At 74.7% G+C, this 13,362-nt stretch carries 7 protein-coding genes and 2 pseudogenes; 3 read left to right on the top strand and 6 right to left on the bottom strand.

The genetic code is table 11. The features are described 5' to 3' along the window. Positions 1 to 493 precede the first annotated feature (493 nt). Positions 494 to 1,624 carry a helix-turn-helix transcriptional regulator gene (locus ACIQBJ_RS31275; RefSeq protein ID WP_400717339.1) on the top strand — a complete coding sequence of 377 codons (1,131 nt, stop codon included), beginning with the start codon at positions 494 to 496 and terminating at the stop codon, positions 1,622 to 1,624. On the opposite strand, the gene ACIQBJ_RS31270 is transcribed toward ACIQBJ_RS31275, so the two are convergent. Next, on the bottom strand, positions 1,602 to 2,576 hold the full coding sequence (locus ACIQBJ_RS31270; RefSeq protein ID WP_400717337.1) for an SDR family oxidoreductase: 975 nt from the start codon (positions 2,574 to 2,576) through the stop codon (positions 1,602 to 1,604). The two genes, ACIQBJ_RS31275 and ACIQBJ_RS31270, sit on opposite strands and share 23 nt — an antisense overlap. A 173-nt stretch (positions 2,577 to 2,749) precedes the next feature. On the opposite strand from ACIQBJ_RS31270, the gene ACIQBJ_RS31265 reads away from it, so the two are divergent. Then, positions 2,750 to 4,678 carry a S9 family peptidase gene (locus ACIQBJ_RS31265; protein WP_400717335.1) on the top strand — a complete coding sequence of 643 codons (1,929 nt, stop codon included), beginning with the start codon at positions 2,750 to 2,752 and terminating at the stop codon, positions 4,676 to 4,678. A gap of 39 nt (positions 4,679 to 4,717) precedes the next feature. On the opposite strand, the gene ACIQBJ_RS31260 is transcribed toward ACIQBJ_RS31265, so the two are convergent. From ACIQBJ_RS31260 to ACIQBJ_RS31240, 5 genes and pseudogenes are all read right to left on the bottom strand, one after another. Next, positions 4,718 to 5,779 carry a LacI family DNA-binding transcriptional regulator gene (locus tag ACIQBJ_RS31260; RefSeq protein WP_400717333.1) on the bottom strand — a complete coding sequence of 354 codons (1,062 nt, stop codon included), beginning with the start codon at positions 5,777 to 5,779 and terminating at the stop codon, positions 4,718 to 4,720. Positions 5,780 to 5,883: 104 nt separating this feature from the next. Next, positions 5,884 to 6,504, bottom strand: coding sequence for a hypothetical protein (locus tag ACIQBJ_RS31255; protein ID WP_400717331.1), 621 nt, complete (start codon positions 6,502 to 6,504; stop codon positions 5,884 to 5,886). Between the two features lie 162 nt (positions 6,505 to 6,666). Further along, a pseudogene (locus tag ACIQBJ_RS31250) lies at positions 6,667 to 7,539 on the bottom strand (DUF1996 domain-containing protein); the annotation flags it as partial. A gap of 57 nt (positions 7,540 to 7,596) precedes the next feature. After that, positions 7,597 to 8,064, bottom strand: a pseudogene (locus ACIQBJ_RS31245) (discoidin domain-containing protein); the annotation flags it as partial. A 92-nt stretch (positions 8,065 to 8,156) separates the two neighbouring features. Further along, positions 8,157 to 11,597, bottom strand: a complete 3,441-nt coding sequence (locus ACIQBJ_RS31240) for a discoidin domain-containing protein (protein WP_400717329.1) — start codon at positions 11,595 to 11,597, stop codon at positions 8,157 to 8,159. Between the two features lie 303 nt (positions 11,598 to 11,900). On the opposite strand from ACIQBJ_RS31240, the gene ACIQBJ_RS31235 reads away from it, so the two are divergent. Continuing rightward, positions 11,901 to 13,199: an extracellular solute-binding protein gene (locus tag ACIQBJ_RS31235; RefSeq protein ID WP_400717326.1), complete on the top strand. Its 1,299-nt coding sequence runs from the start codon at positions 11,901 to 11,903 to the stop codon at positions 13,197 to 13,199. Positions 13,200 to 13,362: the final 163 nt, after the last annotated feature.

The raw sequence follows: 13,362 nt of genomic DNA, 5'->3' as shown, positions 1-13,362 counted from the left end.
CCCTGGTGTCCCGCTTCGGGCCCGCCGCCTGCGTACCGCCCCACCGTCCCATGCCGTGCCGCACCTCTCCGCCCGCCGATCTGGATGAACAGGACAAACCTCTCATATCAGCAGCATGGGGCGGGTCCCGGGCGGACCGGCCCGCTCCGCGACGGCGGCCTCGACTGCCCCGAACCGGACCTCCGCGGGCGGGGACGGTGTTCCGGTGCCTGTCCGACCGGACGTCCGGGGGCGACGACAGGCCCCAGCGGCGCCACGCCTCGACGGTCTCCGCGAAGCCGGAGAACCTGCGGGCCGCGTCGGCGACGACCCCGACGGCCGGGACGCGCTGCGGCTGCACCCCCGGTGCCCGCCCCCAGTGCCTGACGCCGACGCCGCCTGCGGCCCCGCGGTGGCCGGTGCGTGCTCTCGGTGTGCCGGGAGCCGTGGGGTGGGCGGGCCCGAAGACGGGCCCTGGGCGCGGGGCGGGGTGCGGATCGGGGATGCTGGGGCGATGCGTGCTGCCCGGTTGATTCGTATGGCGCTCCTGCTGCAGTCGGCTCCCGGGCTGACGGCGGCCGAGGTGGGGCGGGAGCTGGGGGTGTCCGGGCGGACGGTGATCCGGGACGTGCAGGCGCTCCAGGAGGCCGGGGTGCCGGTGGTGGCGGAGCGGGGACGAGCCGGGGGCTACCGACTCGCCCCCGGGCACCGGACCAGGCTCACCACCTTGCGTCCTTCCGAGGCCGAGACGCTGTACCTGTCCGGGCTGCCGGGCGCGCTGCGCGACCTCGGGCTCTCGGACGCGGCCGACACCGCCCGGTTGAAGCTGTCCGCCACGCTGCTGCCCTCGCTGCGGGCGGCCGCCGAGTCCTCGGTGCGGCGCTTCCACCTGGACGCGCCGGCCTGGTTCCGCGAACCGTCCGCGCCCGAGCTGCTGCCGGAGCTGGCCCGGGCCGTCCGGGCGGACCTGGCGGTCGAGTTGGCCTACGCCCGCCCGGGGCGCGAGCCGGGACCGGCCCGCCGGGTGGAGCCGTACGGGCTGGTGCTGAAGGCGGGCGTCTGGTACCTGGTGGGCCGGGTGGGCGATGCCCCGGACGGCGCGGGCGATGCCGGGGGCGGCGCGGGCGAGGGCGCGGGCGGCACGGGCGAGGGCGCGGGCGGCGCGTTCCGCAGCTACCGCGCGGACCGGATCACCGTGCTGCGCACGCTCCCCGACGGACCGTTCACCCGGGACCCAGCCTTCGAGCTGGCCGCGTACTGGCAGGAGCAGCGGGCCCGGTTCGCGCTCTCCCTGCTACGCGCCGCCGTGACGGTGCGGCTGTCCCCGGAGGGTGCGCGGCGGCTGCCCGAGGTCACCGACCGGGCGGCGGCGGAGCGGGCGCTGGCCGCCGCCCCGCCGCCGGACCGCACCGGCCGGGTCACCCTCGACCTGGCCGTGGAGTCGGAGGAGATCGCGTTCGCCGAGCTGGCCGCGCTGGGCGCGGAGGCCGAGGTGCTGGCCCCGCCCGCACTCCGGACCCGCTTCGCCCGGCGGGCCCGGGAGCTCGCCGCGCTGTACGGCAACGAACCGGAGGGCAGCGACGAACCGGAGGGCCCGGGCCCCGGCGGACCTCAGCCGGACCTCAGCGGTAGTCCTCGACCCTGACCTGCTCCCCCGACCCGGCAGCCGCTTCGAGCGCGTCGAAGTACGCCCAGGCGTCCGGTCGGCTGCCGTCGGTGTCGGTGAGGCCGTAGACCCGGGCGAGTTCGGCGCTGGAGGTGGACTTCCGGTTCCACCGCTCGGCCCGGTCCGGGTCGGCGGCCAGCGCGGCGACCCCGCGGGCGAGGTACTGCGGGGACTCGGCGACGGCGAAGGTCGGTTCGACGGCGATGACGTCCCGCCAGGTCTCCTCGGTGGCGCCGAAGTGGGTGAGCATCTGTTCGGAGCGCAGGAAGCCCGGCGTGACGGACACCGCCGCGCCGCCGTACTCGGCCAGTTCCTGGCCCAGCCCGTAGGCCATCCGGATCGGGGCGTTCTTGGCCAGGTCGTAGTACAGGTTCTCCCGGTAGCGGCGGTTGGTGGCGGCCGTGCCGTCGGTGACCTCGACCAGCAGCGGCGCGGCGGAGCGCACCAACAGCGGCAGGCCGAGCGCGGCCGTGATCACGTGCGAGCGGACGCCGAGTTCCAGCATCCGCAGGCCGTCGGCGAGCGGCGTCTCCCAGCTCTTCTTCCCGAAGATCGACCCGGCCGTCAGGTGTTCGGCGCCCCACAGGTCGTTGACCAGGACGTCGAGGTGTCCGTGCTCCTGCTCGATCCGCCGGAACAGCGCGCGGACCTGTGCCTCGTCCAGGTGGTCGGTGGGCACCGCGATGCCCGTCCCGCCGGCCGCCGTCACCAACTCGCCGGTCTCCTCGATGGTCTCGCCGGGCCGGCCGACCTCGCTGACCCGCTCGCGGGTGGTCCGCCCGGTCACGTAGACCGTCGCGCCGGACCGGCCCAGTTCGACCGCCAGGGCCCGGCCCGCGCCCCGGGTCGCGCCCGCGACCAGGGTGATCCGGCCTGCCAGCGGGCGGGCGGGGCGGCTGTCGCGGGGCGGGGTGTGGTTCGTGTTCTCCATGGCTTCAACGATCGGCGCCAAAGGTGACAGAACCCGTCACCTTTTCCTTCTTCACGACACGTCCACATGCCGGGGGGCGCCGGACGGCTCCGATCAGGAGGATTTCCCGGCAGCCGACCTGACGATCCGACAGGATGTGTGCCCACCGTCCCGCCGCACGAGAGGCCGCCCGCATGCCGCACCCCGCACCCGAGCCGACCGCCGAACTGGTGGTGGACGCGGCCGCCGCCGTCGCCCCCGCGCTCTCCCCGGACGGCCTGCTGGTCGCGTACGGGGTGGTCGGGCACGGCGGACGGCCCGGGCGGCCGTACGGGTCGGTGTGGGTGGTGGCGGCCGACGGCGGTTCGGCCCCGCGCCGACTGGCGGAGGGGGCGTCCCCCGACCTGGCGCCGAAGTGGGCCCCGGACTCGGCGACGCTGTTCTTCGGCGCCGAGGACCCGGGGCGGAGCACCGTCCGGCTCGCCCGGATCGGCCGGGACGGCGGCGCGGTGCAGGAGTTGACGGACCGTCATGTCGCCGTCCTCGACCACTGGCCGCTGCTCGACGGCCGCACCGTCGCCCTGCTCGCCGAGGACGGGCCGACCGCCGAGCAGGAGCGCCGGGCGGCCGAGGGCGACGACGCGACGGTCTGGGGCCGGCGCCTGCCACCGGCCCGGCTGCGGCTGCTCGACCTGGGCACCGGCGGGCTGCGCACCGTGGCGGGCCTCGGCGACCGGCACGTGGTGGCGCTGTCCCAGCGGCCGGACGGCGGCCCGCTGGCGGTGCTGAGCCTGGCCACCGCCGAGCCGGGCGCGGGCGCCCTGACGGCGCGGCTGGACCTGGTCGACCCGGGGTCGGCGGCCGTCCGGGAGCTGGGGCCGGTCGGGGTGGAGGCGGGCTCCCCGGTCTGGTGGCGGCACGAGGACGGCTGGCACCTGGCCCACCTGGCGGTGACGCCCCCGCACCTGGTCGGCGGGCTCGCCGTACTGGACACCCTCGTGCCGGAGCACGGTCCGGCCGCCGGGCACCGCAACCTCACCGCCGGGCTGCCGTACTGCCCGGCCGAGCTGGCGCAGGTCGCGGACGGGCCGCCGCTGGCGCTGTTCGCCGACGGGCTGGACACCGCGCTGCACCGGCTCGACCCGCGGTCGCTGCGCTTCCGGCGGCTCTCGCGCTTCCCGGGCCTGCTCGCGGGGCTCACCGCGAGCCGCTCCGGGGCGGGCGTCGCGCTGCTGGCGAGCACCGCGTACGCGCCCAAGGACGTCCACGCGGGGGCGCCCGGCGGGGAGTTGACCCGGCTCGCCGACACCGCGCCGGAGCTGCGGGCCGTCCGCTGGGGCGTCCAGGAGCGCCTGGAGTACCGGGCCCGGGACGGGCTCCGGCTGGACGGCCTGCTGATCCGGCCGGCCGGAACGGGCCCGGCGGACGGGCCGTTCCCGCTGGTCACCGTGGTGCACGGCGGGCCGTACGGCCGCTGCGCCGACGAGTTCGCGCTCAGCCCGGTGGACTGCGGCCAGTGGCTGGCGACCGCCGGGTACGCGGTCTTCCTGCCCAACCCCCGGGGCGGGTCGGGGCACGGCCACGCCTTCGCCGCGACGGCGGCGGGCGCGGTCGGCGGCGACGAGTGGCACGACGTCCTGGACGGGATCGACCTGCTGGTGGCCCGGGGCGTCGCCGACCCCGGGCGGCTGGGCATCTCGGGCTGGAGCCACGGCGGCTTCCTGGCGGCCTGGGCGGTCGCCCGCAGCGACCGGTTCGGGGCCGCCGTGATGGGCGCGGGCATCAGCGACTGGGGCATGCAGGCCGGCACCGGCGACTGGGGGCTGCTGGACGCGGAACTCGGCGGCAGCACCGGCTGGGAGGGCCCGGGCCCGCACCTCCACGACCGGAACAGCCCGATCTCCTACGCCGCCGCGATCCGCACCCCGGTCCTGCTCCTGCACGGCGAGCAGGACACCAACGTCCCGCTCGGCCAGGCCGTCCACTTCCACCGCGCCCTGCGCCACTTCGGCGTCGACCACGAACTCGTCGTCTACCCCCGCGAGGGCCACGGCCTGGACGAACGCGCCCACCGCCTCGACGCCCTGCACCGACTCCGCACCTGGTTCGCCCGCCACCTCTGACGCCCCGCGGGCCTCCCGGCGGGGCGGCCTCCCGGCCGGTCAGGCGGAGCGGCGTTCGATCAGGACGGGTTCGAACAGGACGGTGGTGGCGGCCCGGGCGGGGCGGGCGAGGTGGTCGAGCAGGACGCGGGTCATCTCGGCGGCCATCTCCTCGACGGGCTGGCGGACGGTGGTGAGGTGGGGGCGGCCGGCGGTGGCGGCGGAGGAGTCGTCGAAGCCGATCACCGCGACGTCCTCGGGGACGCGGCGGCCGTGCTCGGCGAGGACGGCCAGGGCGCCCTGGGCCATCAGGTCGTTGGCGGCGAAGACGCCGTCCAGGTCGGGGTAGCGGCGGAGCAGCGAGGCCATCGCGCGCTCCCCGTCCTCGCGGGTGAAGTCTCCCTCGACGTGCGGGAGTTGGTGGATCTCGTGGTCGGCCATCGCCTCCCGGAAGCCGGACAGCCGGTCGCGGGCGGCGCGGACGCCGAGCGGGCCGGAGATCGCGGCGACCCGGCGGCGGCCGCGGGCCAGCAGGCGGGCGGCGGCGAGCCGGCCGCCCTCGCGGTTGTCGAGGTCGACGCAGGACAGCGAGAGCGGCGTCGGGGGGCGGCCGAACAGGACGGTGGGGATGCCCGCGGCGAGCAGTTGGGCGGGCAGCGGGTCGCGGCTGTGGGTGGAGACCACCATCGCGCCGTCGGCGTTGCCCTGCCGCAGGTAGCCGAGCGCCTTCTCGCGGGCGTCGGGGCCGTCGGCGAGCATCAGCACGGGGTGCAGGTCGAGCGGTCGCAGGCCGGTGAAGACGCCGCTGACGACCCGTCCGAAGAACGGGTCGGCGAAGATCTCGGCGCCGACGTGGTGGTCGGGGCCCTCGGCGGCGTCGCTGCCGGAGATGACCAGGGCGAGCGCGCCGGTGCGGCGGGTGACCAGCGAGCGGGCGGCGCTGTTGGGCACGTACCCGGTGCGGGTGATGGCCTGCCGGACGGCGTCCTGGATGGCCGGGTCGACGTTGCGGACGCCGTTGATGACGCGGGAGACGGTGGCCCGGGAGACGCCCGCGACCCGGGCCACGTCCTCCAGGGTGGTGGAGCGGTTGGCGGCCGGCTTGAGGGCTTCGCTGCTCATGGCCCTCTTTATAGCACGCTGGGAGAGCGCTCTCCCAGTGGATTCGAAGCCTGCGGGGCTTCTGTCCGACAGGTCGGCCGCCGGGCCGCCCGCACCACCCGGCATCAGGAGTGCTCCTGCCAGCAGGTCATCACGGTGGTGGCGGTCAGCACGGCGGCGTCGGCCCGGCTGCGCGGCGGGGTGCCGAAGGTCTCGGGGAGCCGGGCGACGTCGACGGTGAGCACGAAGGCGTCCTTGCGGACCACGGTGGTGCCGTCGGCGCGCCGGTAGGCGGCCTGGCCGAGGCCGTTGAGGTCGGTGACCGCCCCGGCGCTGCCGCGCAGGCCGTCGTACTGGGCGGTGGCGGTGGCCAGGTCGGGCAGTTCCTTGACGGAGAGCGTCATGGTGCCGGTGGCGTACCGGTAGTCGCAGCTGTAGACGTGCGCGACCCAGGTGGGGGCGAGGGGCTGGGCGATGTCGGTGCCGAGCGCCCCGGCCAGCTCCTGCCGGAAGTAGGGGTTGCAGATCATCGAGGCGGCGTCGGACGGGCGGTCGGGCGGGGTGGCGGGCGCGGCGGGCCGGGCGGAGGCGGAGAGGGGGGCGGAGGCCGAGGGGGGCGGAGGCGCGGCGGCGGGGGCGGCGCAGCCCGCGGCGGCGGCGAGCACGGCCGGCACGGCCAGCGCGGCGAGCAGCGGGCGCAGTGGCGGGCGCAGTGGAGGGCGTCCGGTGCCGGGTCGGTTCCTCATCGGTGGTCCTCCGGGTGTGGGGGTGCGGACCGGCCCCGCCGCCGGGTGGGGCCGGGCGGCGGGGCCGGGGTTCGCGGCCAGTGTCACGGCAGGCGGCCACTGCCCGTCAAGGGGCGGCGGTGCGAGGGGCGTTGCCTGCCGTGCCACCGGGGGCGCGGTCTCTCAGGGCAGAAGGTACTGCTCGTTGAGCGCGGCGCCCTTGGCGGGCTGGGTCTCGTCGTAGCCGCGGGCGTTGCACTGGAGGCCGCCGACGATGCAGTGGTTCACCAGGGCGGCCAGGGTGGGCGCGTCCCAGGCGTTGAAGAAGTCGTAGTGGAAGGAGAAGCCCCGTCCGCTGGAGAGGTGGAGTTGGGCGAGGTGGCCGAGGTCGGCGGGGAAGGCCATCTTGAACTCGATCATCGGCAGGGCGACCGGGTGGTCGGCGGGGCAGACGCCGTTGATCGGGTAGGCCATGTGACTCTTGTGGTCGGGGGTGTCGAGGTACAGGCCGTTCCAGCAGCTGGGGGCCTGGAAGCGGACGTTGACCTGTCCGCCGCCGGGGCAGGAGACCGGGAGGTCGGCGGTGTTGTAGCTGGTGCCGCACTCCCAGCCGGCCACGTACCCGGGGTGGGTGGTGAAGTCGGTGGCGCTGTCGGCGGGGCTGGCGACGACGAACCGCAGGCCGGGCGGGAACGGCCGGACGGCGGTGTAGTCGTTGATGGCGCTCTTGTAGTAGATGGTCTGCAGGCCGACCGGGTCGACGGGCGTGCTGCCGTCGAGCATGGTGGGCATCCAGTAGCCGGACTTGTCGCCGGGGGCGAGGCAGCTGGTGGTGCCGGCCTGCAGCGACTCCAGCGTGGAGTTGGCGTCGGTGTTGAGGGCGCCCATGAAGGTGTGCAGGTGGGAGGCGCCGGGCTTGCCCGGGTAGACGATCGGGTCGTCGGGCAGGTCGTGGGTGGCGGTGCAGTTGGCCTGGAACTCGTGGAAGTAGGCGTGCGCCGGGTTGCCGGTGGCCGGGGTGGCGCCGGTGACCTGGGGGTTGGCCGGGATGTAGCCGGTGGTGGCGGTGGAGACCTGGCCGTAGACCTTGAACTCCTCCACCGAGTAGCCGTAGCCGGTGGCCCGCTTGGTGAGGTTCAGCCTGATGTACCGTCCGCTGCCGGCGAGGTCGATCTGCTCGGTGCCGCCGGTGCCGTTGGCCTTGGTGTAAACGGTGTTCCAGGTGGTGGCGTCGTTGCTGGTCTGCAGCTGGTAGCCGCTGGCGTACGCGGCCTCCCAGTCCAGTTCGACGTGGCTGATGCTCGCGGTGGCGCTCAGGTCGATCTGGACCCACTGGGAGTCGGTCCAGGCGCTGGCCCAGCGGGTGGCGAGGTTGTTGTCGGCGACGGCCGCGGCGGGGAAGCTCGCGCTCTCCACGGACGAGGCGGTGACCGGCTTGGACTGGCTGATCAGCGGGTCGGTCGCCGCGACGGCCTGCTGGCCGAGGACGCCGCCGGTGAGGGCGCCGGCCGCGAGGATCGCGGCGACGGTGCCGGCGAGCGCGGCGCGGTGGGGCGCGCCGCGCGTCGTGCGGTGTTTCATCGGACCTCCGGATGAGGAAGGGTGGGTGGGGCCCGGTGCCGCGCGGCGCTCCCTGCCGCGCGGCACCGGGGGCTCTGGGTGGTGCGGGACCGTCAGGCGTAGACGCCGAACTCGTACAGTGAGTCGCCGTAGGCGGTGCCGCGCTGGGTGATGGTGACCCGGACGTAGCGTCCGCTGCCGTTGACGTCGAAGTCGTCGACGCCGCCGGTGCCGGCCGCCTGGGTGTACACCGTGGTCCAGGTGGTGCCGTCGGTGGAGGTCTGCACCTGGTACGCCTTGCCGTAGGCGGACTCCCAGCCGAGCTGCACGTGCTTGAACGCGGTGGTCTGCCCGAGGTCGACCTGGACCCACTGCGGGTCGGCCCATTCGCTGGCCCAGCGGGTGGACCAGTTGCCGTCGGTGGCGTTGGACGCCGGGTAGGGCGCGCCGTTGCCGGTGGCCTGGTAGGTCGAGGCGGTGGTCGGCTTCCCCTTGGCGACGTTCGTCCCGCTCGGAGTGGGGGCGACGGTGCGGAAGGACCTCGACTCGATGCCGACGTTGCCGTGGCCGTCGTAGGCGTAGACGTAGACCTTCCAGACGCCGAGGGTCTTGGGCGCGGTGGCGGTGAACCGGCCGTCGTCGGTCTGGGTGAAGCGGACCTGGGCGAAGCCGGTGCCGCCGTCCACGTACTTGGAGCTGTAGTACAGCTGGTAGCGGACCAGGTCGCCGTCGGGGTCGGTGGCGGGCGCGGCGATGGTGAAGGTGCCCCCGGCGGGGACGTCGGCGGTGCGGCCGAGCGTCACGTTCGGCATCACCGGCGGGGTGTTGCCGTTCTGCGCGCTGCCGCCGTAGGACTTGGCGACGGCGTAGTAGGCGGGCTGCTTCCAGCCGCCGGGGATCAGGTTGAACCAGGTCCCGCCGAAGTCGTTCTCGGTGCCGTAGTTGAACAGGGTGGCGCCGAGCGCGACGCCGGTGTGGCCGGCGATGCAGTTCCAGGCGCCGGTGTAGCCGTCGCGCTTCTGGGTGTCGGTGGGCTGGGTGGGGACGCCGTTGGCGTCGTTGGGGACCTCCCACTCCCCCGCGTCGCCGGACTCGGTGACGATGTAGGGCTTGGTGTAGCCGCCGTTGATCCAGTCCTGCTTGACGTTGCAGACCGCGCCGTAGGAGTTGACGGCCAGCAGGTCGAGGCTGGGGGTGTACTGCTTGTAGTACGTCCAGGCGCCGGTGTAGGCGTCGGTGGAGGTGACCGGGTGGTCGGGGTCGATGGCGTGGATGGCCTGCGCGACCTGCTCGACGAACCGGGCGTAGGCGACCCGCTCCTGCTCGACGGTGGCGCCGTTGTAGGCGTGGTCCTGGGTGGTGAGGATGACCTCGTTGCCGACGTCCCACATCAGGGTGCCGGGGTGGTCCTTGTAGGTGGTCACCCACTGCTTGATCGAGTCGAGGGTGCTGTTCTTGTAGGCGGTGTCGTTGACGTAGTCGGCGCCCTGGTTGAGCCAGAAGCCGTTGACCACCTTGAGCCCGTACGCGGCGGCGGCGTCGAGCAGCGGCTTGCTGGCCGCGTCGGTGCCCCAGGTGCGGACGGTGTTGACGCCCATCGCCTTCAGGTCGCGCATGTGCGCGTCGGCGGTGGACTGGGCCGGGCCCCAGGTGACGCCCTTGAGCTGGTAGGGCTGCCCGTTGACGCTCAGGCCCCAGTTGCCCTGGCCGCCGGTGACCTTGACGGTGCTCCTGCCGGTGGGGACCGGCGGGTCGGCGAGCGGGGCGGGGGCGGTGCCGGTGGTGGTGGCGACGGTGACAGTGCCGATGGAGAGCGCGCCGCCGGAGGTGGTGGTGGTGGTGGCGGGCGTGGTGCAGCCGCAGACGCTGTCGGGGTAGGAGCCGCCGATGCCGAGGTTGAACACCAGCTTGAAGCCGTGGTCGACGGCGTTCTTCCAGTCGGCGGTGCCGACCTGGGACTCGTTGACCTGCCAGATCTGGCGGCCGTCGAGGTACCAGCGGATCTGCTCGTCGCTGACGGTGCGGTCGATGACCTGGCTGTAGGTGCGGTAGTCGCTCTGGCAGCCGGGGCAGGAGGCGAGTCCGGCGGTCATGCCGTTGTACTCGTTGCAGTTGCCGCCGGGGGCGGTGCCGCAGTGCAGGGTCGCGGAGGTCTGGCTGCGGCCGTTGACGTCCTCCATCAGGTCGGTCTCGCCGGTGCCGGGCCAGCCGCCGCTGCGGTCGTTCGCGCCGACGGCGCGGAAGGACGGCCAGTAGCCGGTGCCGTCGGCGACGCCGGGCTGCTTGAGCTGCGCGGAGATCAGCAGCTGCCCGCCGGCGGGGGCGGCGAAGTCGGTGCGGGCGCTCTCCACCCGGCCGGACGTCCAGTGGCCCGCGCCGTCGCGGACGGCCGTCAGGTCGAGGTGACCGTTGCCGTCGAGCGCGACGTTGGCGGGGTCGGCGGTGTCGGTCTGGACCTCGCCGGTGCCCCAGTTCGCGGGGCCGCCGGGCTCCGAACTGCCGTTGCGCACCGTCCAGTTCGCGGTGGCGGGTGAACTCCCCCGGCTCCCGGCGAAGTTGTCGCTGAACACGGTGGTCCAGTTCCCGGGCGGGGTGGTGCCGGTGGGCGGCGGGCTGCTCGGGCCGGAGCCGCTGAACACCTGGAACTCCCAGACGGAGTAGCCGTATCCGGTGGCCCGGGCGGTGCCGTACAGGCGGACGTAGCGGGCGGTGCCGGAGACGCTCTGCTGCTCGGTGCCGCCCGCGCCGTTCGCGGTGGCCCAGGCGTCGGTCCAGTGGGTGCCGTCGGTGGAGAGCTGGATCCGGTACGCCTTGGCGTAGGCGCTCTCCCAGCTGACGGAGGTGCCGCAGACGCTCTGCGCGGAGCCGAGGTCGACCTGCAGCCACTGCGGGTCGGCGGCGGCGCTGGACCAGCGGGTGCCCGCGTCGCCGTCGACGGCGTTGGACGCGGGGGTGCCGTAGTTCTCGGTGCTGGACGCCGTCGCGGCCTTCCCCTGCGCGGCGTTCGCGGTGCCGCAGCCCTGGTCGCCGCTCCCGGCGGTGCCGTAGACCTGGAACTCCCAGAGCGAGTAGCCGTATCCGGTGGCCCGGGCGGTGCCGTACAGGCGGACGTAGCGGGCGGTGCCGGTGACCGGGACGGTCTCGGTGCCGCCCGCGCCGGCGGCGGTCGTGTACGCGGTGGTCCAGGTGCTGCCGTCGGTGGACAGCTGGATCTGGTAGCCCTTCGCGTAGGCGGCCTCCCAGCGCAGGACGACCGAGCCGAGCGCGGCGGGCGCGCCGAGGTCGACCTGCAGCCACTGCGGGTCGGCGGCGGCGCTGGACCAGCGGGTGCCGGTGTCGCCGTCGACGGCGTTGGACGCGGGGGTGCCGTAGTTCTCGGTGCTGGAGGCCGTCGCGGTCTTCCCCTGCGAGAGCAGGACGGGCGCGGCCTGGGCCCGGCCGGCGGGCAGCAGCAGGAGCAGGGCCGCGACCAGCGCGGCGGCGAGGGCGGCGGCCAGCGCGCGGGTGGGGGAGGCGGCGGGCGCGCGGGTGGGGACGCGGGGTGGTGCGGGCATCGGGGCTCCCGATCGGGTGGGGGGGGGGGCGGCACCGTCGAGGGCCGGTGCCCGGATCAGGGAGAGCGCTCTCTCACTCGCCAGTGATGGTTGCCCCGTTGTTTCATCCGTGTCAAGAGACGCGACAACTGATTCGTTGTCGGAGTACCGGTAAACACCGTGCAGAGGAAGGACTTTCTCCCGTCCGACCTCTTGACGCGGCCCGGCCGCGGCGGCCAAGCTCCGGTAGCCGAACCGGGAGAGCGCTCTCCAAAAGCGTGGTCCCGGCGCCCCACCCAGCCGTCCCCCGCGAGGAGCCGATCCATGTCCGTTTCCCTGCCCCGCACCGGCCCGAGAGGCCGCCTGCTCGCCGGCGCCGCCCTGCTGGTGCTGGCGCTGACCGCCTGCTCCAGCGGCGGCGGCACCTCCGCCGAGGACGCTCCGGACGCGAAGGTCACCCTGACGGTGAACCTGTTCTCCGACTTCGGCTACGCGGACCTGTACAAGCAGTACGAGCAGCTGCACCCGAACGTCACCATCAAGGAGAACCGGGCCGACCTGGGCGCGCACCACCAGAACCTGCACGCCCACCTGCTGGCCGGCTCCGGCACCGCGGACGTCGAGGCGATCGAGATCGGGCAGGTCGCGGGCTTCCAACCGGACGCCGGGAAGTTCCTCAACTTCCTGGACAACGGCGTCTCCAAGGACCAGTGGGTGCCGTCGAAGACCGCGCCCGCCTCCAGCCCGGACGGCAAGGTGCTGTTCGGCCTGGGCACCGACATGGGCGGCATGGCGCTGTGCTACCGCAGCGACCTGTTCAAGGCGGCGGGCCTGCCCACCGACCGCGACCAGGTGGCGGCGCTGATGAAGGACTGGCCGTCCTACCTGGCGGCGGGCAAGCAGTTCCTGGCCGCGAGCCCGAACAAGGACGTCCGCTGGTTCGACAGCGGCGGCAACCTGTTCAGCGCGGTCGTCGCGCAGGCCCCGGTCGGCTTCTACGACGCCTCCGGCAAGGTGGTGGTGACCGACAACCCGGCCGTGAAGCAGTCCTTCGACCTGGTCGCGGGCGCGATCAAGGACGGCGAGTCGGCGGGCGTCCAGGCGTTCACCCCGGCCTGGGACACCGGGTTCCAGAAGAGCCAGTTCGCCACCGTGGCCTGCCCGGCCTGGATGAGCTACGAGTTCAAGGCCAACCCGCCCGCGGACGGCGGCACGTGGGACATCGCCCGGATTCCGGGCGGCGGCGGCAACTGGGGCGGCTCGTACCTGACGGTGCCGAAGTCCGGCAAGCACACCAAGGCCGCCGCCGAGCTGGCCAAGTGGCTGACCGCGCCCGAGCAGGAGGCCAGGCTGTTCAAGGAGAAGGGCTACTTCCCGTCCGACCAGGCGCTGTGGACCCAGCCCGACATCGCCGGGCACACCGACCCGCTGTTCAACGACGCCCCCACCGGGAAGATCTTCTCCCAGTCGGCCCGCGACCTGGCCCCGCAGCCGCTCGGCGCGCACGGCGCCGAGATCGGCACCGCCCTCGGCAACGCCCTGACCTCGGTCGAGCAGGGCAAGGCCGACGCCGCCGCGGCCTGGAAGCAGGCCCTGAAGGACATCGACAACATCGTCGGCTGAGGCCCCGCTCCCCCCCATGCCCGCGGGGGGGGGGGGGGGCCGGCGCCCCCCCCCCCCCCCCCCCCCCCCCCCCCCCCCCCCCCCCCCCCCCGGCGCCCCCCCCCCCCCCCCCCCCCCCCCCCCCCCCCCCCCCCCCCCCCCCCCCCCCCCCCCCCCCCCCCCC

This window comes from Kitasatospora sp. NPDC088391 (assembly GCF_044753345.1).
In the GTDB taxonomy this organism is placed as follows: domain Bacteria; phylum Actinomycetota; class Actinomycetes; order Streptomycetales; family Streptomycetaceae; genus Kitasatospora.
This window is presented reverse-complemented; position numbering and strand designations above follow the sequence as displayed.

Excerpts from the sequence above, each read along its gene's own strand:
- ACIQBJ_RS31255 (WP_400717331.1), bottom strand. The coding sequence starts at position 6,504 with ATGAGGAACCGACCCGGCACCGGACGCCCTCCACTGCGCCCGCCACTG.
- ACIQBJ_RS31275 (WP_400717339.1), top strand. The coding sequence starts at position 494 with ATGCGTGCTGCCCGGTTGATTCGTATGGCGCTCCTGCTGCAGTCGGCT.
- ACIQBJ_RS31265 (WP_400717335.1), top strand. The coding sequence starts at position 2,750 with ATGCCGCACCCCGCACCCGAGCCGACCGCCGAACTGGTGGTGGACGCG.
- ACIQBJ_RS31260 (WP_400717333.1), bottom strand. The coding sequence starts at position 5,779 with ATGAGCAGCGAAGCCCTCAAGCCGGCCGCCAACCGCTCCACCACCCTG.
- ACIQBJ_RS31240 (WP_400717329.1), bottom strand. The coding sequence starts at position 11,597 with ATGCCCGCACCACCCCGCGTCCCCACCCGCGCGCCCGCCGCCTCCCCC.
- ACIQBJ_RS31235 (WP_400717326.1), top strand. The coding sequence starts at position 11,901 with ATGTCCGTTTCCCTGCCCCGCACCGGCCCGAGAGGCCGCCTGCTCGCC.
- ACIQBJ_RS31270 (WP_400717337.1), bottom strand. The coding sequence starts at position 2,576 with ATGGAGAACACGAACCACACCCCGCCCCGCGACAGCCGCCCCGCCCGC.